The 19,090-nt window shown below is 70.2% G+C and carries 18 protein-coding genes; 7 read left to right on the top strand and 11 right to left on the bottom strand.

Annotation, left to right across the window (positions count from 1 at the left end; genetic code table 11):
• Positions 1–840 carry an HpcH/HpaI aldolase/citrate lyase family protein gene (locus tag J2X34_RS19455; RefSeq protein WP_114719566.1) on the bottom strand — a complete coding sequence of 280 codons (840 nt, stop codon included), beginning with the start codon at positions 838–840 and terminating at the stop codon, positions 1–3.
• Positions 841–911: 71 nt separating this feature from the next.
• Positions 912–1,313, bottom strand: a complete 402-nt coding sequence (locus J2X34_RS19450) for a LapA family protein (RefSeq protein WP_174909584.1) — start codon at positions 1,311–1,313, stop codon at positions 912–914.
• 80 nt (positions 1,314–1,393) lie between these two features.
• Between J2X34_RS19450 and rlmN the strand changes: the two genes are divergently transcribed.
• Positions 1,394–2,506 (top strand): 23S rRNA (adenine(2503)-C(2))-methyltransferase RlmN, encoded by a 1,113-nt coding sequence (gene rlmN / locus J2X34_RS19445; RefSeq protein WP_114719996.1) that lies wholly within the window; start codon positions 1,394–1,396, stop codon positions 2,504–2,506.
• 77 nt (positions 2,507–2,583) lie between these two features.
• Here rlmN and J2X34_RS19440 read toward each other — a convergent pair whose 3' ends face one another.
• The gene (locus J2X34_RS19440) at positions 2,584–2,853 is read right to left on the bottom strand and encodes a DUF2631 domain-containing protein (RefSeq protein ID WP_114719570.1); all 270 of its coding nucleotides are present in this window, start codon (positions 2,851–2,853) and stop codon (positions 2,584–2,586) included.
• A gap of 149 nt (positions 2,854–3,002) precedes the next feature.
• Between J2X34_RS19440 and dxr the strand changes: the two genes are divergently transcribed.
• The 4 genes from dxr (at position 3,003) to J2X34_RS19420 (ending at position 7,590) form a co-directional block, all read left to right on the top strand.
• Positions 3,003–4,160, top strand: a complete 1,158-nt coding sequence (gene dxr / locus J2X34_RS19435) for a 1-deoxy-D-xylulose-5-phosphate reductoisomerase (protein ID WP_114719572.1) — start codon at positions 3,003–3,005, stop codon at positions 4,158–4,160.
• 6 nt (positions 4,161–4,166) lie between these two features.
• Positions 4,167–5,396: a M50 family metallopeptidase gene (locus J2X34_RS19430; protein ID WP_429519220.1), complete on the top strand. Its 1,230-nt coding sequence runs from the start codon at positions 4,167–4,169 to the stop codon at positions 5,394–5,396.
• 79 nt (positions 5,397–5,475) lie between these two features.
• A complete protein-coding gene (gene ispG, locus J2X34_RS19425) occupies positions 5,476–6,630 on the top strand; it encodes a flavodoxin-dependent (E)-4-hydroxy-3-methylbut-2-enyl-diphosphate synthase (protein ID WP_114719576.1) in 1,155 nt (384 codons plus the stop codon).
• A gap of 123 nt (positions 6,631–6,753) precedes the next feature.
• Positions 6,754–7,590, top strand: coding sequence for a GNAT family N-acetyltransferase (locus J2X34_RS19420; protein ID WP_429519218.1), 837 nt, complete (start codon positions 6,754–6,756; stop codon positions 7,588–7,590).
• A gap of 11 nt (positions 7,591–7,601) precedes the next feature.
• Here the strand turns inward: J2X34_RS19420 and J2X34_RS19415 are convergent, their stop codons facing one another.
• Both J2X34_RS19415 and J2X34_RS19410 read right to left on the bottom strand, forming a co-directional pair.
• Positions 7,602–8,402 carry a nuclear transport factor 2 family protein gene (locus tag J2X34_RS19415; RefSeq protein ID WP_114719580.1) on the bottom strand — a complete coding sequence of 267 codons (801 nt, stop codon included), beginning with the start codon at positions 8,400–8,402 and terminating at the stop codon, positions 7,602–7,604.
• Positions 8,403–8,475: 73 nt separating this feature from the next.
• Entirely contained in the window at positions 8,476–9,351 is an 876-nt protein-coding gene (locus J2X34_RS19410) for a helix-turn-helix transcriptional regulator (protein ID WP_114719581.1), read from the bottom strand.
• Between the two features lie 96 nt (positions 9,352–9,447).
• On the opposite strand from J2X34_RS19410, the gene J2X34_RS19405 reads away from it, so the two are divergent.
• Positions 9,448–11,073 (top strand): AMP-binding protein, encoded by a 1,626-nt coding sequence (locus J2X34_RS19405; protein ID WP_114719998.1) that lies wholly within the window; start codon positions 9,448–9,450, stop codon positions 11,071–11,073.
• Positions 11,074–11,143: 70 nt separating this feature from the next.
• On the opposite strand, the gene J2X34_RS19400 is transcribed toward J2X34_RS19405, so the two are convergent.
• Positions 11,144–11,800 (bottom strand): hypothetical protein, encoded by a 657-nt coding sequence (locus tag J2X34_RS19400; protein ID WP_429519215.1) that lies wholly within the window; start codon positions 11,798–11,800, stop codon positions 11,144–11,146.
• A gap of 136 nt (positions 11,801–11,936) precedes the next feature.
• Entirely contained in the window at positions 11,937–14,108 is a 2,172-nt protein-coding gene (locus J2X34_RS19395) for a hypothetical protein (RefSeq protein WP_114719585.1), read from the bottom strand.
• Between the two features lie 203 nt (positions 14,109–14,311).
• On the opposite strand from J2X34_RS19395, the gene J2X34_RS19390 reads away from it, so the two are divergent.
• The gene (locus tag J2X34_RS19390) at positions 14,312–15,103 is read left to right on the top strand and encodes an SGNH/GDSL hydrolase family protein (protein WP_114719587.1); all 792 of its coding nucleotides are present in this window, start codon (positions 14,312–14,314) and stop codon (positions 15,101–15,103) included.
• Positions 15,104–15,176: 73 nt separating this feature from the next.
• Here J2X34_RS19390 and J2X34_RS19385 read toward each other — a convergent pair whose 3' ends face one another.
• Genes J2X34_RS19385 through J2X34_RS19370 form a run of 4 tightly spaced genes read right to left on the bottom strand, consistent with a single transcriptional unit; the run spans position 15,177 to position 19,089 of the window.
• Complete coding sequence (locus J2X34_RS19385) at positions 15,177–15,974, bottom strand: ABC transporter permease (protein ID WP_114719589.1); 798 nt, start codon at positions 15,972–15,974, stop codon at positions 15,177–15,179.
• Complete coding sequence (locus tag J2X34_RS19380; protein ID WP_429519212.1) at positions 15,949–16,854, bottom strand: 2-aminoethylphosphonate ABC transporter permease subunit; 906 nt, start codon at positions 16,852–16,854, stop codon at positions 15,949–15,951. The genes J2X34_RS19385 and J2X34_RS19380 overlap by 26 nt, the downstream gene beginning before the upstream one ends.
• Positions 16,851–18,029: an ABC transporter ATP-binding protein gene (locus J2X34_RS19375; protein WP_429519210.1), complete on the bottom strand. Its 1,179-nt coding sequence runs from the start codon at positions 18,027–18,029 to the stop codon at positions 16,851–16,853. The genes J2X34_RS19380 and J2X34_RS19375 overlap by 4 nt, the downstream gene beginning before the upstream one ends.
• 1 nt (position 18,030) lies before the next feature.
• Positions 18,031–19,089, bottom strand: a complete 1,059-nt coding sequence (locus J2X34_RS19370) for a 2-aminoethylphosphonate ABC transporter substrate-binding protein (RefSeq protein ID WP_114719595.1) — start codon at positions 19,087–19,089, stop codon at positions 18,031–18,033.
• Position 19,090: the final 1 nt, after the last annotated feature.

Below are 19,090 nucleotides of genomic sequence, written 5' to 3'. Positions count from 1 at the left end.
TCAGTCGAGGCCGAACACGTCGGCGAGGTGGGTGATCTTCTTGGCCTTGGCGAGTCGGGGCAGGTCGCTGCCGTCCCGTACCCGCTCGCCGTCGGAACCGAGGTCGGAGATCACGTCGTGGGCCCAGGTGATGTCGTGCGGGCTCGGGCTCAGCGCGCGGTTGACAGCCGACGCCTGATCCGGGTGCAGACACAGTTTGCCGGTGAGCCCGAGCGACACCGTCGCCTCGCAGTCCCGTTGCAGGATGGTCTCGTTCGCGGACACGGTGGGGCCGTCGATCGGGCCCCCGGCCAGTCGTGCGGCCCGGCTCGCGATCACCAGCCGTGAGCGCGGGTAGGCCATCGCCGTGACGTCGTCGCTCATCCCGGTGTCCCGGCGGAAGTCGCCGCTGCCGAACGCGAGCCGGAACGTGCCGTCCGCGCGGGCGATCTCGGGTGCCGCCTCGAGCCCGACCGCGGATTCGATCAGTGCCAGGACCGGGGTGTCCGGCAGCAGTTCGCTGGTCGCATCGACCTGTCCGCCGCTCTCCGTCTTGGCGAGCATCACACCGTGCAGGCCCGGGAGCCCGGTGAGGGCCCGCAGGTCCTGCTCCCAGTACGGGGTGGTGGCGTCGTTGATTCGCACCCACGCTTCGCCGCGACCGGACAGCCACGCGGTGACGGCGTCGCGCGCCTCGGGCTTGCGGTCGGGGGTGACGGCGTCCTCGAGGTCGAGGATGATCGCGTCGACGTGTTCGGGACGAGTGAAGCCGTCCGGTTTCGTGGCCGCGGTCAGGAGCCAGGAGCGGGCGAGGTCGGGGCGGACGGTGTGTCGCTCGGATTGCTGCGTGCGGGTCGTCACGGATCGACTCCTCGGGTGAAAGACCGTGCTCCTGTCATGGCTCCCATCGTGCCCCCGAAGCGTCGCTGCAGCTACTCCGGCGACGTGTGGTCGGTCACGGCACCCGCGCGCTTCGCGACCCGGCGTATCTGGATGATCCGCACGCCGCCCGCGAGCGCCATGATCAACGCGCCCGCGATGGCGGCCAGCAGCAGGCTGATGCCCGCCGGAAGCGTGAACTGCCATCCGAACAGCTGGAACGTCACGGAATCGAGGTTCTGCAGGATGAAGATCAGCAGCAGGATCGCGACGACGATGCCGATGACCAGTCCGGTCCAGGTGGAGGCGGCCCGGGTACGCGCGATCTTGGCGGCGTCGTGGGTCGGGGCCGGCGCGGCGGCCTCGTGCCGGCCCTTCGCTGACGGTGTGGCGGCCGGCTCGTCGTGGACCGTCTCGTGAGCCCTGCCGGGGTCCTCGCTCGGTACATCGGTCATGTGTCGATCATCACCCACAGTATGGCGTTGCGCACGCGCATCGGACGTGGAGGCCGGGTAATGGGAGAATGGGCGACACTATGACTGCCACTCCTGTTCCTCTCGTCTTCAATGCGCCGCGCCGCGGGATGCCGCCGCGACACCTCGCCGACCTCGACGCCGACGAGCGCAAGGCGGCGGTCAAGGAGTTGGGTCTTCCCGGTTTCCGTGCCGACCAGCTGGCCCGTCAGTACTACGGCCGACTCGAGGCCGACTCGGAGAAGATGACCGACCTGCCCGCGGGAATGCGCGAGAAGGTGGGCGCGGCGCTGTTCCCGCAGCTGCTGACGGCCGTCAAGCACGTCGCGTGCGATGCCGGGCAGACCCGCAAGACGCTGTGGAAGGCGAACGACGGCACGCTGCTCGAGAGCGTGCTCATGCGCTACCCGGACCGGGCGACGCTGTGCATCTCCAGCCAGGCGGGCTGCGGCATGGCCTGCCCGTTCTGCGCGACGGGGCAGGGCGGCCTGCAGCGGAATCTGTCCACCGCCGAGATCGTCGACCAGGTGCGCGCCGCCGCGGCGGCCTTGCGGGACGGCGACGTCGAGGGTGGTCCGGGTCGCCTGTCGAACATCGTGTTCATGGGTATGGGGGAGCCGCTGGCCAACTACAAGCGTGTGGTGGCCGCGGTCCGTCGGATCACGTCGCCCGCACCGGACGGCCTGGGCATCTCGCAGCGCTCCGTCACCGTCTCGACGGTCGGGCTGGCCCCGGCGATCCGCAAGCTCGCCGACGAGGACATGTCGGTGCGTCTCGCGGTCTCGCTGCACACGCCCGACGACGAGCTGCGCGACACCCTCGTGCCGGTCAACAACCGCTGGCCGGTGGCCGAGGTCCTCGATGCGGCGCGCTACTACGCCGACAAGTCGGGCCGGCGGGTGTCGATCGAGTACGCACTGATCCGGGACGTCAACGATCAGCCGTGGCGCGCGGACATGCTCGGCAAGAAGCTGCACAAGGCGCTCGGCCCGCTGGTGCACGTCAACCTGATCCCGCTCAATCCGACGCCCGGCAGCGAGTGGGATGCCAGCCCCAAGCCGGTGGAGCGGGAGTTCGTCCGCCGCGTGCAGGCGCAGGGCGTCTCCTGCACCGTCCGCGACACGCGCGGTCAGGAGATCGCCGCCGCGTGCGGTCAGCTGGCCGCCGAGAACTAGGCCGTTCGACGAAGAAGGACCCCGCACCGAGAGTGCGGGGTCCTTCTTCGTTGTCTTCGGTGCTGCGGCGGCGTCGCCTACCGCGGCTTGCGGCGCACGACCATGTCGCGAACGAGGACGAAGACGATCGCACCGGCGAAGCCGATGAGGAAGAGGTCCTCGACCTTGCCGCTGTGGTTACCGATCATCATCAGCAGCAGGAACGCGGCGAAGAACCAGCCGGCGAAACGGAACGTTCGCGGAGCCTCGCCACTCCAGCCCCATGCGGCCGAGGGCACCTCGGCGGTGTCGACGTGCGCGGCGACGACGGGGTCGTTGGAAGTGGGGTCCAACTGGGTACCGGCCACGGCTCGATCCTCCTGATCATACGAATGCGCTATCGCCGCATATCGTGACATACGACCGTGCGTCGTACGAAGTGGGGTCCCGACCGTGTTGCCGCGGCCGAGATCAATCCTGTGTGATTCTCTCAGCATCCGTCAGGAACAATGGATCCGTGGCTGACACCCAACCGACTCGCGTCCTGCTGCTGGGCAGCACCGGTTCCATCGGCACCCAGGCCCTCGAGGTCATCGCCGCCAACCCCGACAAGTTCCAGGTGGTCGGGCTCGCGGCGGGTGGCGGGAACATCGACCTGCTCGCCCGCCAGATCCGCGAGACCGGCGTGAGCCGGGTGGCGGTCGCCGATCCCGCCGCGGCGGCCCGGCTGGACCTGCCCGGTGTGCTGTCGGGTCCCGACGCGGTCACCGAACTGGTGAAGGGGACCGAGGCCGACGTCGTGCTCAACGCGCTCGTCGGGTCGCTCGGCCTCGAACCGACCCTGGCGGCACTCGCGTCCGGCGCGCGTCTGGCGCTGGCCAACAAGGAGTCCCTCGTCGCGGGTGGTCCACTGGTCACCGCGGCCGCCGCACCCGGCCAGATCGTTCCGGTCGATTCCGAGCACTCCGCGCTCGCGCAGTGCCTGCGTGGCGGCCGCGCCGAGGAAGTGGACCGGCTGATCCTCACGGCGTCGGGTGGACCCTTCCGCGGGTGGACGGCCGCGGCGCTCGAGGACGTCACACCCGAGCAGGCCGGCGCGCACCCGACGTGGTCGATGGGCCCGATGAACACCCTCAACTCGGCGTCGCTCGTGAACAAGGGGCTCGAGCTGATCGAGACGCACCTGCTGTTCGGCATCGACTACGACCGCATCGACGTCACGGTGCACCCCCAGTCGATCGTGCATTCGATGGTGACGTTCACCGACGGCTCGACCCTCGCGCAGGCCAGCCCGCCCGACATGAAGCTGCCCATCGCGTTGGCCCTCGGCTGGCCGGACCGGGTGCCGGGTGCGGCCGCGGCATGCGACTTCTCCACCGCCTCGACGTGGACGTTCGAACCCGTGGATTCGGTGGTGTTCCCGGCGATCGACCTGGCGCGCCACGCCGGCAAGGCCGGTGGCTGCATGACGGCCGTCTACAACGCGGCGAACGAGATCGCGGCCGAGGCGTTCCTCGACGGCACGCTCCGGTTCCCCCGAATCGTGCGGACGGTCGAGCGGGTTCTCGCGGCCGGCGGCGAATGGGCCGCGCCTCCCGCTACGGTTGACGACGTGCTCGCCGCCGACGGGTGGGCCCGTGCACGGGCACGCGAGCTCGTGAAACAGGAGGGCTAGAACCGCATGGTCTTCGCATTCGGTGTGGTGCTGTTCGCCCTCGGTATCGGCGCGTCCATCGCGCTGCACGAGGCCGGGCACATGTGGACCGCCAAGGCCCTCGGCATGAAGGTCCGGCGCTACTACATCGGCTTCGGCCCCAAGATCTTCTCGTTCCGCCGCGGCGAGACCGAGTACGGACTCAAGGCGATCCCCGCGGGCGGGTTCTGCGACATCGCCGGCATGACGGCGGTCGACGAACTTGCGCCCGACGAGGTCGACCGCGCGATGTACAAGCAGAAGGCGTGGAAGCGGATCGTCGTGATGTCCGGCGGCATCGCGATGAACTTCCTGCTCGGACTCGTGCTGGTGTTCATCCTCGCGGTCGGCTGGGGCCTGCCGAATTCGGAGGACCGCGCGGTCGTCGAGGGCACCGTGTGCGTGTCGCCGACGCAGAGTGCCGGCCCGGACTTCGCGCTCGCGGAGTGCTCGGGTGTCGGTCCTGCCGAGGCGGCCGGTATCCGTGCCGGTGACCTGATCACCGCGGTCAACGGTGAACCCACCTCGACCTTCGGTGACCTCGTGAAGAAGACGCAGCCGTTGACCGGGACGGCGGACTTCACCGTCGAACGGGACGGGCAGACGCTCGTCATCCCGGTCCAGGTGCAGCAGGCACAGCGGTACGTCAACAACCCGGATTCCACTGAGCAGAACCCGCAGCCCCCGGTTTCGCAGGACGTCGGAGCGATCGGCATCCAGGCGCCCCCGGGCGTCGTGCAGTACTCGGCGCTCGCGGCCGTTCCCGCGTCGTTCGCCTACACCGGTGACATCTTCGTGCAGACCGCGCACGCGCTGACCCAGATGCCGGCGAAGGTCGTGGATCTGTGGACGGCGGTGACCGGTGGCGAGCGAGCGCTCGACACCCCGATCAGCGTCGTCGGCGCCTCGGTCATCGGCGGACAGGTCGCCGAGCGTGGTTTGTGGGAGGTCTTCGTCGGGCTGCTCGCCACGCTGAACTTCTTCCTCGGCATCTTCAACCTGCTGCCGTTGTTGCCGCTCGACGGCGGGCACATCGCCGTGACGATCTACGAGCGCGTCCGGAACTTCTTCCGGAACCTGCGCGGCAAGCCGGACGGCGGGCCGGTCGACTACATGAAGCTGATGCCGATCACATACGTGGTGGTGGTGATCGGCGGCGCCTACATGCTGCTCACCCTGACTGCCGACATCGTCAACCCGATCCAGTTGTTCCCGTGATCTCGGCGCTCGCTTCGAGCCGGACCGTGGAAACTCCCGAACGATAGACTTGCCCCGTACCAACGAAAGAAGGCGAAACGTGACCAGCCCCGTCGGTTTGGGCATGCCCGATATTCCCGCGGTCCTCGCACCGCGACGCAAGACCCGTCAGCTGATGGTCGGCAACGTCGGCGTCGGCAGCGACTACCCGGTCTCGGTGCAGTCGATGTGCACCACCAAGACCCACGACGTCAACGCGACCCTGCAGCAGATCGCAGAGCTTACGGCGTCGGGCTGCGACATCGTTCGCGTCGCGTGCCCGCGGCAGGAGGACGCCGACGCGCTCGCGACGATCGCGAAGAAGAGCCAGATCCCGGTGATCGCGGACATCCACTTCCAGCCGCGCTACATCTTCGCCGCGATCGACGCCGGCTGCGCCGCGGTCCGCGTCAACCCCGGCAACATCAAGGAATTCGACGGCCGCGTCAAGGAGGTCGCGAAGGCGGCCGGTGACGCCGGGATCCCCATCCGGATCGGCGTCAATGCCGGCTCGCTGGACCCGCGTCTGATGCAGAAGTACGGCAAGGCCACCCCGGAGGCGCTCGTCGAGTCGGCGCTGTGGGAGGCGGGCCTGTTCGAGGAGCACGGCTTCGGCGACATCAAGATCTCGGTCAAGCACAACGACCCGGTCGTCATGGTCGAGGCGTACCGCCAGCTAGCGGCGCAGTGCGACTACCCGCTGCACCTCGGTGTGACGGAGGCGGGTCCGGCGTTCCAGGGGACCATCAAGTCGGCCGTCGCCTTCGGCGCCCTGCTGTCCGAGGGCATCGGCGACACCATCCGCGTGTCGCTGTCGGCGCCGCCGGCCGAGGAGATCAAGGTCGGCGGGCAGATCCTGCAGTCGCTGAACCTGCGGCCCCGCAAGCTGGAGATCGTCTCGTGCCCGTCGTGTGGTCGCGCGCAGGTCGACGTGTACACGCTCGCCAACGAGGTGACCGCCGGCCTCGAGGGCATGGAGGTCCCGCTGCGGGTCGCGGTGATGGGTTGCGTCGTCAACGGCCCGGGCGAGGCCCGCGAGGCCGATCTCGGTGTCGCGTCCGGCAACGGCAAGGGCCAGATCTTCGTCAAGGGCAAGGTCATCAAGACCGTCCCCGAGGCCCAGATCGTGGAGACCCTCATCGAAGAGGCGATGCGAATCGCGGAGGAGATGGAAGGCGGCGAGACGAGCGGCGCGCCGGTGGTCACCGTGAGCTGAAATCGGCCCACCTCGACGCACCTTCATGGCAATGTGGTCCCCAGATCCGGCACTGACAGCCCGACGCTGACAGACATCACGCCGAGCGGTCTCACAGAGACGTGTGACGAAGGGGGTGCGTCAGTGCTCAAGCTCCTCGGGGCGAGGCAACTGGGCGGTCGGGACACCGCCGAGGTGCTGCGTGTGCTCGAATCGGACCCCGTCGCGGCATGCATGGTCGCGGCCAGGGTGCAGCATTCGGGGCTCGACCCCCGTGCACTGCAGGGTGAGATGTGGAGCCGCGGGGGCCCGGCGGAGTCGCTGTGTTTCGCGGGCGCGAATCTGGTTCCGCTGCTGGGGGAGCTGGACGACCTCCGGTCGTTCGCCGACCGGGCCAGTCGGTTTCCGCGGATGTGTTCGTCGCTGGTCGGACGGGCCGAGTTGGCGCTTCCGCTGTGGGAGTTGCTGGAATCCGACTGGGGCCCGCCGCGCGAGCTGCGATCCGAGCAGCCGCTGCTCGCACTCCGCGACGAGCCGCTTGTGCGCCCCGATCCGCTGGTGCGGCAGGTGCGGATGGACGAGATCGAGTCGTATCTGCCCGCCGCGGTCTCGATGTTCATCGAGGAGGTCGGGATCGATCCGCGGGCCAGCGACGGCGGGCGGAGCTACCGACGTCGGGTCGCGAACCTGATCGCCTCGGGGCGGGCCTGGGCCCGGTTCGAGGACGGGGAAGTGGTCTACAAGGCGGACGTCGGGTCGATGTCGGCCACCGTCGGCCAGATCCAGGGTGTGTGGGTCGATCCAGCGCGGCGCGGCGAGGGCCTGGGAGCGACCGGCACCGCGGCCGTCGCCGGTGCGGTCACCGCGCGGGGACGCATCGCGAGCCTGTACGTCAACAGCTACAACGAGCGCGCACGCCGAACGTACGCGACGGTCGGGTTCACACAGGTCGCCACCTTCGCGACGGTGCTGCTCGACTGATCGTTCGCCGGCTACGCGTACACGACGGCTCTCGTGACCTGCATCGTCTTTCGGTCGAGGTAGCAGAACAGCACCGCGTGCGCGCCGTCGACGGTGCACGTCGCCGTGACGGCGTCGCCCGCGGCAATGAGCTTCGTGACGTCCGCGACGGCTCGGCCACCGAGAAGATCGAGTGCGGTCCGGTCGCCGCGCTGCGCGGATTCGACCAGCCGGCGAACCGCCTGCTTCCCCCTCTCGCCGACGCTGCGCACCGCGAGTCCGAACGCGAGCGAGCCACCGAGGCCCTGCAGGCGGAGCATGCGCGCGCTCATCGCCGCCGCGACACCGAGTTTCGCGCGGTCGATGCCCGCGACCTGAGCGAACATCGGCGCGACCTCCCAGTGCGCCGCGATCCGGCGGATGCGCGGCGCGCCGTCGTCGAGTGTCGTCTCGTACAGCAGGTGCATCGGGGCCTTCGCGACGACCCCGCCGCCGAGTCGGGTTTCGATCGTGACGTCGCGGACGACGTCCAGTCCGCTGACGATGTCGACGTTCTCGACGTGGAACCGGATGTCGTTGGGCGCGATGAACGTGTCCCAGAAACGGGCGAGGGGCTCGCCGCCGCGGACATGGCTGCGGCGGTCGTAGAGACCACCGAGGACAGGGCGTCCGCCCACCGGGTCCTCGACGACGTGGCGGTCGGCGAACAGCCCCAGCCAGGCCTTCTTGTCGTGCACGGCGACGGCGGCGGGGGACTGCCGCGCCAACTCGAGCAGGTCCTCTGGGGTTGCTGTTCGCGTGATCGTGGTGGGCCCGGCCGGTGTCGCTGACATGGTCGCGAGTATCGCACAGAGGGTGGAACGTGTTCCAGAAAACGGGGACACGTCCGGACGCGGGCTTCGGGTCCTACGGGAGCAGGCCCAGCCGCCGTGCCGCGACGACGGCCTCGCGCCGCGAGTGCGCATCGAGCTTGCTCATGGCGCTGCGCAGGTAGCTTTTCACGGTCTCGGCCTTGACTGAAAGGCGCTCGGCGATAACGGCATTCGAGCAGCCGAGGGCGGCGTGACTGAGGACGTCGACTTCGCGCGGTGACAGAGTGACGGCGAGGGCGCCGCGATCGGGTTCCGGGGTCGATCCCACGCCGGCGAGTCGGCTCGACAGGTGGCGCAGCCGTTCCTGCAGCGCGGGGTCGTCGACGGTGTGCGCGAGGCTGCGGAGTTCGGCGTGGACGTCCCGGATCTCCTCGGTGTCGGCGCCGTTCGGGGCGGTGCGCTCGGCGGCCGCCGCGTCGAGCAGTTGGACCCGCCGGTCCACCTCGTCGCGGATCGCGATCTCGTTCGCGAGGCGGCGACCGGCCTGCATCATGACGTCGGCGATGCGGTCACCCAGTTGTACACGCTCGCGGATCGCGGCGTACATGACTGCGCGGGAGTTCCCGCGAACGACCACCGGCACCGCCAGTACCGAGCAGAGTCCCTCCGCGAGGACCGGGCCGTCGTAGTGGTGGGTGATGGTGCGGGCCCGCCCGTAGTCGTGCACCGCCGCGGGGTTGCGGCGCGCGACGACGTGTCCGCCCAGGCCGGATCTCTCGGAGACGGCCAGGCCGCGCAGGCCGTCGGTGTGGGTGCCGACGAACTCGCCGAGGTGCAGGGTGCCGTCGTAGACCTCCCCGCCGAACACGACCGGAACGATGCCGGTCGCGGCCACTTTTCGTAGTTCGGTGCGCAGTGCGTCGCGGTCACGCGGACGCAGCAGGGCCGTGGTGTGGGTGGGCACCCTCATCACCCCTTTCCGGGGGTAGCCGGTCGATGCTGTGACACGGATCATAGGTGGCACGACGGCCCCGCGGCGACGGGGCCCCGACGACGAGGAGTGACGATGACCGTCGACCCGACCACCCGCCTTCGCGAGCTCGCGGACCGGTACGACACCCCGCAGGCCTGTGCCGCGGAGTTGCTGTGCGATCGGCACCCGGCCGATGCGGTCGCGTTCACCGTCGTCGAGAGTGACCTGTCGTCGACCGATCTAACGTACGGGTGGCTGCGGGAGCAGTCCACCCGCTTCGCGGCCGCGCTGGCGGACCTGGGCGTCGAGCCGGGGGACTGCGTCGCGACCTTGATGGGCAAGTCGGCGGACCTCGTGGTGGCGCTGCTCGGGATCTGGCGTCGCGGCGCGGTCCACGTCCCGCTGTTCACTGCGTTCGCAACGCCGGCGATCGCGTTCCGGCTCGAGGCGAGTGGTGCGCGTGTCGTGATCGCCGATGCCAACCAGCTCGACAAGCTGGCGCCGGGCGAGGACATGCCGGCCGACGCAGCGTGGCGCGTCGTCGTGGCCGGTGGTGCCGCATCCGGCGCGCTGTCGTTCGATGCCCTGGTGCAGGGGCATGCGGCGGACGACCCGCGCGGCGCCGCGGTCACCATGGGCGGCGATGCCCCGATGGTCCGGCTGTTCACCAGCGGCACCACCGGCACCCCGAAGGGTGTCCCGGTGCCGATCCGCGCGCTCGCGTCGTTCCAGTCGTACATGGAGTTCGGACTCGACGTCCGCGAGGACGACGTGTTCTGGAACGCCGCGGATCCGGGCTGGGCGTACGGGCTGTACTACGCGCTGCTCGGTCCGATGGCGGCCGGCGTCCGCAGCATTCTGCTGCACGCCGGGTTCTCGGCGCCGCTCACGTGGCAGGTGATGGAGCGGTTCGGCGTCACCAACTTCGCGGCCGCGCCCACCGTCTACCGCAGCCTGCGCGCCGACGAGACCCCGGTGCCGGAGTCGGTGACGCTGCGCCGCGCCTCCTCGGCGGGCGAGCCGCTCACCCCCGACGTCATCGCCTGGTCGCAGGCCGAGCTCGGCGTCACCGTCCGCGACCACTACGGGCAGACCGAGCACGGCATGTTCATCATCAACGCGTGGGCCGACGGCCTGCGCGAGGACGTCGTCGCCGGGTCGATGGGTCGCCCACTGCCCGGGTGGAGTTGCGCGGTCCTCTCCGACGACGCCGACGAGATCGCCCCGCCGAACACCCCCGGCCGCGTGGTGATCGACACCACCGCCAGCCCGCTCATGTGGTTCACCGGTTACAGCGACGCCCCCGAGAAGACCGCGGCCCGCTTCACGCCCGACGGCCGCTGGTACATCACCGGCGACGCGGGGCAGGTCGACGAGCAGGGCCGGTTCTTCTTCTCCTCGCGCGACGACGACGTGATCATCATGGCCGGCTACCGCATCGGCCCGTTCGACGTCGAGAGTGTGCTGGTGATGCACGACGACGTCGTCGAGGCCGCGGTCGTAGGGATGCCGGACCAGCTGCGCGGCGAGGTGCTCGAGGCGTTCGTGGTGCTGCGCTCCGCCGTCGAGGGCACCGACGAGCTGGAGAAGGACCTGCAGCAGCTGGTGAAGAAGAAGTTCGCCGCCCACGCCTACCCGCGGACCGTGCACTTCGTCCCGCAGCTGCCCAAGACTCCCAGCGGCAAGGTTCAGCGGTACATCCTGCGCCAGGGTCAGTGACGTTCGGCCTGAGCGCCCATTCCTTGTCTCTTTCCGCGGAAGCCCGCGAGATCAGGGCAGGAGTGGGCGCTCAGGCTCGTCGGTACAGCAGGGTCTCGAATCGCGGATCGGCATGCGCTGCTGCGAGCCTCTCGGGATCTCGGGCGACGACGAGGGTGTGCATGTCGTCGATTCCGGTGGCGGCACACCACGAGCGATCTGTCGGCCACCAGAAGTTCGGTGTGCGCTGTCGGACAGCGCCCGTCGCGGCAGGCCTGGTGGCCCGCACCACCTGATACGACAGCCCGGTCGGGTCCTCCCGTACCCGGGCGCACTCGCGGATCGGCTGGTCGAGGAACCCGTTCCACCCGTCCCAGAACAGGCCGTGAGCCGCGTCGTCGAGGTGGGCATAGACCGCGTCGAGCAGTCCGGCCGGCAGGGAGCCCAGCTCGGGCGATTCGTCGAACAGTCCGTCGACGGTCGCGCACCGATCGTCGAATCCACTGAGGTCCTGGAAGGCCATGCCGGGCTCGAGGGGCACATTCCGCGCCTCGGCGATCTCGGCCCAGGTGACCGGTTGCGCCTTCCCGTCCGGGCCCCGGTGAGCGGGGTGCAGGATCCGCAGGACATAGGGGAATCGATCGGCCGGCCACCCGCTCGCCGGCCCGGCATCCGGGTAGCGGTAGGGAGCGAGCCACGTCGCGGCGTCGGGTGACGAATCGCCGACCCATCCGAGGGAACCGGACATGAAGTGATTGTGCGACATCGGCCTGAGCGCCCATTCCTTGCCGGCGTCCGCGGAAGCCCGCGAGATCAGCGCAGGAGTGGGCGCTCGAGCTCGGTCGTTCGGGAGGCGAGCTGACGGCTCCTCGCACACAGCGGACTCATTCGGTCTCCAGCTTGTGCAGGATCGGGCGCAGGCGGGCAACGGTTCGCGCGTCCTCGACAGCGATGTCGCCGGTGGAGTCGAAGCGCTCGTCGCGGTCGACGAGGGAGCGGAGCTTCTTCGCGACCGCGCGGCGGACCGTTTCCGGTGCCGCCGCCAGCCGTTCGGCGAGGCGGAGGCCGAGCTCGCGCGCCCACCGGTCGGTCACGGCCCCCGCGACGACCTTCACGATTCGTGCGGGAGCGTCGGGCAGGGGCAGCCCGACGTCGAGGAGGGCGATCGCGGCGGCGGCGCTCGTCTTGACGATCGGGCCGTTGTAGTCCTTGCGGTCGGTGACGACGAGATCGGTGAGCAGCGCCTCGAAGTCGGTGCACGCCTCGGGCGGTAGCAACTGTCGGGCGCGCCAATCGAGCGCGAGACCGATCGCTTCCTCGATGGGGCCGCGACCGGCGTCGATGATGCTGCGGAGCACAGGCCAGCCGGTTGCGGCCTCGTCCGAGTCGACGGCGGCGAGGATGCGCAGCGCGGTGAGCTGGTTACCTCGCTGGTGGTCGCTTGTCGCGGCCTTCGTGCCTACGAGGCCGCGACACCAGTCGAGGAAGCGCCGGTCGGTGGGGTCAGCCCAGTGCGCGAGCACCTCTGACTCCTTGTGCTCGAGGTCGGCGTCGAGGACATGATGGAAGTCATCCGTGTCCTTCGTCAGGCGTGCGAGAGCGAGCAGCACGGTCGCGTCGCCGGTGACGCTCGCCTCGCGGACACGGTCGATACCGGCGGTGTCGCCCCACGTCGCCAGCGCGTCGGCGGACTGCCTCGGCGCGACCGCGAGAAGTTCCCGGACCTCGGACAGCGCGTCCGCGGCAGCCTCGGCGGGCCAGGAGGCCAGCAACTCGACGAGGTGTCCGGCGCCGTCGCGGGACGGATCGGCAGGAGGCTTCTGCCGCAGCGCCTGCCGGATGCCGGCGACGACCATGGTGGAGGACGGTGCGTGCTCGCGCACGAGCGCGTAGCCGAGCGCGGAACGTCCCGACGCGGAGGTGGCAACCATGAGGCCGCGTGCTGCGGGGTTCGTGAGCAGGGCCTGGGCCATCGGGCGAGCCCACCGTCCGTCGCCGGCCCGCAGCAGGGCGAGCGCGGCATCTGTCCGAGCATCCGTGTCGAAGGTGCTCGACCCGATGGCGGAGGTGTCACCGGTGGTGACCCGCTCGGCGAGGGCAACGAGCGCGTCGCGGACTTCGGGTGTCGCCGGGCACTGCCGGAGCGCTGCGATCATCGACTCCGGCCCGGCTTCGGGGAGCGCCGCGAGTGCGAGCAGACGACGGACCGCGGCCGGAGCGTTGCTCCGGGAACCGACGACGACATCGACGAGCCCGGCGATCGTCGTCTCGTCCGGCATCGGCAGCGCAGCGAGTACGTGAGCCGACGCCTCGGGGTTGGTCGCGCTCAACCACTCCGGAAGGTTTCCGACATCGAACGCGATGTGCGAGGCCACCTCGACGGCGAGCTCCCATCCCGTGACGAGCGCGTCGAGGTCCGTGGTCTCGGTGCTCCCGGCCGCGATCCGCGCGAGCGTCGCCGCCATCATCAGGCCGGGATCCCCGTCGGCGAGAGCCGCCGCGACATCGGCACCGAGAGTCGTGAGCGCGGCGACACATGCCTGCTCGACCTGCGCGGCCGGGCGTGCGTCAGCCCGTGCCGAGAGTGTTTCTACCGCAGCGGAATCGGCCGTGCGGGCCGCGGCCTGCAGCAGTGCCGAGGCCGCGGCTTCCGGGCCGTCGTCGGCGATCAGTGGTCGTACGAGCGCTGCGATTCCGAGTAACGAGTCTCGGGCCGAGCGGACGAGGGCAGCCGTCTCGACGTCGTCCACCCCGACCTGTTCATAGTCGTGCACCGCGTCGGCGAACATCAGCAGCAACCACGCCGTGCCCGCAGCATCCGCGGTCTGCCGGGCGCCGAGCACCGACGCGATGGACGTCATCGCAGGCTCGGTCGAGTCGTAGAGGGTTCCCTGATGCAACACCGCCGACGACAGCTCGTGCAGCGATTCCTCGACTGTCTCCGCCCCGGTCAGTCCCTCGATCCAGCCCGGCACGTCGCTCGCATCACCGTATGCGTGCTCCAGCGTCGGCCAGTCGACGTCGGCGAGGTGGGTGCGCCAGTGCGCGCTGTTCATGGGTCTCCTTGCCGTGGGACAGCCCGATGTCGGGCAGGCCGTTGTACAGCTTCGCCGCGTCCGCGACGGGCTGCACCGAGTCGGTGTGCCGCCGCCTGGCGTCGGTGGTCGCCGAGGAGTCTGCCATTGCCGGCGTGCGCTCGGCGGGGGAGGACGCGAGGTCTAGGCTCGTCGCACCGCAGAAGCTGAGATGAGGAGGGGCCGTGTTCAGTCGGTTCGTGGCGATCGGTGACAGCCAGAGCGAAGGACTCAACGACGGGGACGACCAGCTGGGCTATCGAGGCTGGGCGGACCGGCTCGCCGAGCGGCTTGCGGAGATCAACCCCGAGATGCTCTACGCCAACCTCGCGATCCGGGGCCGGCTGGCCCGCCAGGTGCGGGAGGAACAGTTGGCCCCCGCGTTGGCGCTCGAGCCCGACCTGGCATCCGTCGTCGCCGGCGTGAACGACCTGCTGCGACCGAAGTTCGAACCTGTCGCGATAGCAGCCGAACTGGAGATCGGGTTCGAGGCGCTGACCGCGTCGGGCGCGCGGGTGCTGACGATGGCGTTCCCCACGCTCGGGGCGGGCATGCCGGGCGGCCGGGCGATCATGGCGCGGATCTCGGCGCTGAACGAGGAGATCCGGGCGGCCGCGGCACGGCACGGTGTCGCGGTGATCGACCTCGAGGTGTACCCGGTCGCGACGGACCCGCGGCTGTGGAGCTGGGATCGACTGCACCTCAACGCGGATGGCCACGACCGTCTGGCCGCGGCCGCGGCGACGGCGCTGGGAGTGCCCGGCACCGACCTGCGCTGGCAGGACAGTCTGGGTCCGCTGCCGCCGGTCACCGCACTCGGGCGAATTCGTGCCGACACCGAGTGGGCGGTCCGGTTCCTCGGGCCATGGCTCGGGCGTCGCGTGCGCGGGACGTCGTCGGGCGCCGGGCGCGTCGCGAAGCGACCGGAACTTGCTCCGGTCCGGCGGGATGGCGAGCGGGATACGACATCGGCCTGAGCGCCCATTCCTTGCCTCGTTCCGCGGAAGCCCGCGAGATGAGAGGAGGAGTGGGCGCTCAGGCCGACAGGGGTCAGCGGGCCGCGCCGCGTCCGCGGACCCGTCCGAGCACCAGCAGCGCCACGAGGGTGACCAGGAGCAGCAGGGTGGTGTTCGCGGCGGCCTGGAACACCTGGCCGCGGTCGGTGAGGCCGAAGATGGCCACCGGCAACGTCTTCCACGTCGCCGGGTACACCATGATGGTGGCGCCCAGTTCGCCCATCGACAGCGCGACGGACAGGCCCGCGGCCGCGCCGAGGGCGGGCACCAGCAGCGGCAGCGTGATCCGGAACAGGACCCGGACGGGGCCGGCGCCGAGGGATTCGGCGGCCTGACGGTAGGCGGGGTCGAGACGGTCGAGTGCGGCGGAGACCGAGCTGAACGCGAAGGCCAGCACCAGCACGGCGTGCGCGAGGATGACGATCCACTTGGTGCCGCCGAGGAGCAGCGGCCGCTCGTTGAACGCGATGAGCATGCCCAGGCCGATCGCGACGGACGGCAGCGCCACCGGGAGGTGGAAGACCGCGTCGGTGACCTTGCGCAGCCACACCGGCGCCTCGCGCGCGGCCAACGCGGCCCAGGCCCCGAGGAACAACGCGATGCCGCCGGCAATGATCGCGGTCTGCAGGCTCACCGTCATGCTCGCGAGGTTGTCGTCGGACAGTGCCGCCGACAGGTTCTTCGTCCCCAGGTTCGAGGGCAGTGGGCCGTTCCACGCGCCCGCGAGCGCGGCGGCGATCACCGTCGCGATCGGGGCGACGAACACGGTCATGACGACCGCGCCGAAGAACGCCAGCGTGAGGTACCTAGCGCGTCGGGTCCAGAGCAGCACGGCTGCCTCCCATCAGTCGGGTGAACAGGAACCGGTAGCCGCCGTACAGCGTGAGCGACAGCGCCACCTGGACGGTCGCGATCACCGCGGCGCCGGGGAGGTCGAAGGTGACGATGCCGTGCGTGTAGATCAGCACCGGCAGGGTCATGACGTCCTTGGCTCCGGTGAACAGCACGATGCCGAACTCGTTGAGCGTCAACAGCAGTACCAGCGAGCTGCCCGCCATCAGCGCCGGCCAGGCCTCGGGCAGGATCACGGTGCGCAGCACCCGCAGGGGAGAGGCACCGAGGCTCGCGGCGACGTCGAGTTGCTCGCGGGGCATCTGGGTGAACGCCGCGAGCAGCGGTCGCACCACGAACGGGGTGAAGAACGTGATCTCGGCGGCGATCACGCCGAGCGGGGTGTTGAGGAAGTTCAGTGGCACCCGGTCGGCGCCCGTGATGCGGCTGATCAGTGCGTTCACGGCACCGGCGGTGCCGTACAGGAACGTGAACGCGAGCGTGACGAGGAACGAGGGCAGCGACAGGATGGTGTCGATCAGGCGTCCCACCACCTTCGACCCGGGGAACGGCACGAACGCGAGGACCAGCGCCAGGAACGTGCCGAGCACGAGGCACCCGAGCGTGGAGGCGAGCGCCACTTCGATCGTGCGCCACAAGGCCTTTCGGAACGACGCCGACCACAGCATGTCTGTCCACGCCGACCAGCCCCGGCCGGTGTCGGTGACGGTGGACTCGGCCAGCACTCGCGCCATCGGGTACACCGCGAACCCGATCACCAGCAGCAGCGGCGGAAGCACCCACAGCCCGGACCGCCACCGCGACGGCTCCGGCCGGGTCGGCGGGTCGGCGGCGACCGGGGCCTCGAGGAGGGCGGTCACGACACCGCCTCCGGGGCCGGCACCAGGACGGCGCCCCAATCCGGTAAACGCAGCCCGACCTCGGTGCCCACCGGACGTTCGTCGTGGCCGGGCACGTCGACGTCGATCGGCGTCTCGGGCAGTCCGGGTAGCGCGATCGTGACCCGCGTCGACGACCCGCGCCACACGCTCGCGACGATGCGGGCCGGCAGCGCCCCGCGTTCGGCGGGGGAGGTGAGGGTGATCGCGTGCGGTCGCAGGCACAGCAGGGCGCCGGCGTCGGACTCCCACTCGGTGCGGCCGATCTCGGGCTGGGGTGCGTGCGCGGTGACGGGCGTGCCGCCCACGGACACCAGTGCCGACGTTCCGATCACCCGGGTCACCGTGCAGGGCAGCAGGTTCGCGCCGCCGAGGAACGCGGCGGTGAAGCTGCTCGGCGGGCGCTTCCACAGGTTCTCGGCGGTGTCGACGTCCACCAGGCGGGCGTCGCGCATGACGGCGATGCGGTCGGCGAGTGCCAGCGCCTCGGACTGGTCGTGCGTCACGTAGAGCATCGCGGTGTCCGGGAGCGCCGCCCGCAGTTCCTGCAGTTCGGTGAGCATGCTCTGGCGCAGTTGCGCGTCGAGGGCGGCGAGCGGCTCGTCGAGCAGCAGCACCTTGGGGCGGATGGCGAGTGCGCGGGCGATCGCGACGCGCTGCTGCTGACCGCCCGACAGCTCTCGTGGCAACCGCTTGCCGTAGGCCGACATGCCGACCATCGCGAGGGCGTCGGACACCCGGTCCGCGATCTCCGACCGCGGAACACGCTGTGCGCGTAGTCCGAATGCGACGTTGTCGGCGACCCGCATGTGCGGGAACAGGGCATACGACTGGACGACGACGCCGATGCCACGCTTGGCCGGGGGCAGATCGGTGACGTCCTCGCCGCCGAGTCGGACGGTCCCTGAGGTGGGCCGGGTGAAGCCGGCCAGTGCCTTGAGCGCGGTGGACTTACCCGACCCGCTGGGGCCGAGCAGGGCTACGGTCTCGCCGCGGGCGACCCGCAGGTTGAAGTCGACCAGGGCCCGGGTGGTCCCGCGGCCGCGGCCGTAGGAGACGGTGACCCGGTCGAACGTGATGGCCGGAGCGGAGTGCGCGGTCGCGCCGCCGTTGCGGGCTCTGGTGCCGAGGGACCGCCCGGACTCGAATCGAGACATGTCAGTTACCGGTGGCCTTCTGGTAGGCGGCGATGTCGGCGTCGAGCGAGGCGAGGACGTCGTTCCAGTTCGGGGTCCACACCTCGACACCGTTCACGAGCCCGGTCGGGGTGGACTTGTCGGTGGAGGTGCCCGCCGCGTCACGGACGTCGGTGCGCACCGAGACGCCGAGCGCGTCGGTGGCGACCGTCTTCTGCGCCTTCTCCGACAGCAGGTACTCCATCAGCTTCTTGGCGTCGTCGGAGTGCGGGGCGCCCTTCGCCAGGCCCATCACGTACGGCAGTGCGACCGTGGTGCGCTTGCCGCCGTCGGCGGGGAAGAAGATGTCGAACTTGGAGCCGTCATCCTTGATGGACGCGAGGTTCATCTGGACATCGCCGTTCGCGACGAGCAGCTCACCGTTGCTGACCTTGGGCTGCAGCTTGCCGGTGGACGACGACGGTCCGACGTTGTTGGCCTGCAGCTTCGCGAGGTAGTCCAGCGCGCCTTCCTTGCCCTTGAGGTGCTGGAGCAGCAGCAGGACGGCGGTGCCGTCGCCGGCCTGGCCGGGGGTGGAGTACTGCAGCTTGCCCTTGAACTGGTCGGTGAGCAGGTCGTCCCACGTGGCCGGGGCCGGATTGGCGCCGGGGTTGGCGATGAACGACAGGTAGTTGTCGACCAGGGGTACGTACTTGCCCTCCGGGTCCTGGACGTCGGCGGGGACGGCGGAGGTGTCGATGCCGCTGGGCTCGAGCAGTCCCTGTGCGTCGGCCTTCTGGATGAACGGCGGCAGCGTCACCACGACGTCGGCCTGCGGGTTGGACTGCTCCTTCTCCACGCGGGAGACGACCTCGCCGGAGCCGGCCTCGACGAGGTTGACGGCGATGCCTGTCTCCTCGGTGAACGCGGCGAACTGGGTCTTGTACCAGCCGGCGAGGCCGTCGGCGCTGTAGACGGTGACGGTACCGCCGTCGCCGGTCGCCGCGGTGCCGGTGCCGCCGCAGGCGGTCAGGGTGAGGGCCGCGGTCGTCATCGCGATCGCCGCGATACCGACACGGAAACGCTCGGTGTTCCTGCTCATT

Origin of the sequence: Rhodococcus sp. BE178, assembly GCF_050433545.1 — a bacterium.
Lineage (GTDB): Bacteria > Actinomycetota > Actinomycetes > Mycobacteriales > Mycobacteriaceae > Prescottella.
Note: the sequence above shows the minus strand (reverse complement) of the source record. Positions and strands in the feature narration are given on the sequence as shown.

Bases quoted from the DNA above. Each gene is read 5' to 3' on its own strand.
- J2X34_RS19450 (WP_174909584.1), bottom strand. From the start codon at position 1,313: ATGACCGATGTACCGAGCGAGGACCCCGGCAGGGCTCACGAGACGGTC.
- rlmN (WP_114719996.1), top strand. From the start codon at position 1,394: ATGACTGCCACTCCTGTTCCTCTCGTCTTCAATGCGCCGCGCCGCGGG.
- J2X34_RS19430 (WP_429519220.1), top strand. From the start codon at position 4,167: ATGGTCTTCGCATTCGGTGTGGTGCTGTTCGCCCTCGGTATCGGCGCG.
- J2X34_RS19415 (WP_114719580.1), bottom strand. From the start codon at position 8,402: ATGTCAGCGACACCGGCCGGGCCCACCACGATCACGCGAACAGCAACC.
- J2X34_RS19410 (WP_114719581.1), bottom strand. From the start codon at position 9,351: ATGAGGGTGCCCACCCACACCACGGCCCTGCTGCGTCCGCGTGACCGC.
- J2X34_RS19405 (WP_114719998.1), top strand. From the start codon at position 9,448: ATGACCGTCGACCCGACCACCCGCCTTCGCGAGCTCGCGGACCGGTAC.
- J2X34_RS19400 (WP_429519215.1), bottom strand. From the start codon at position 11,800: ATGTCCGGTTCCCTCGGATGGGTCGGCGATTCGTCACCCGACGCCGCG.
- J2X34_RS19395 (WP_114719585.1), bottom strand. From the start codon at position 14,108: ATGAACAGCGCGCACTGGCGCACCCACCTCGCCGACGTCGACTGGCCG.
- J2X34_RS19375 (WP_429519210.1), bottom strand. From the start codon at position 18,029: ATGTCTCGATTCGAGTCCGGGCGGTCCCTCGGCACCAGAGCCCGCAAC.
- J2X34_RS19370 (WP_114719595.1), bottom strand. From the start codon at position 19,089: ATGAGCAGGAACACCGAGCGTTTCCGTGTCGGTATCGCGGCGATCGCG.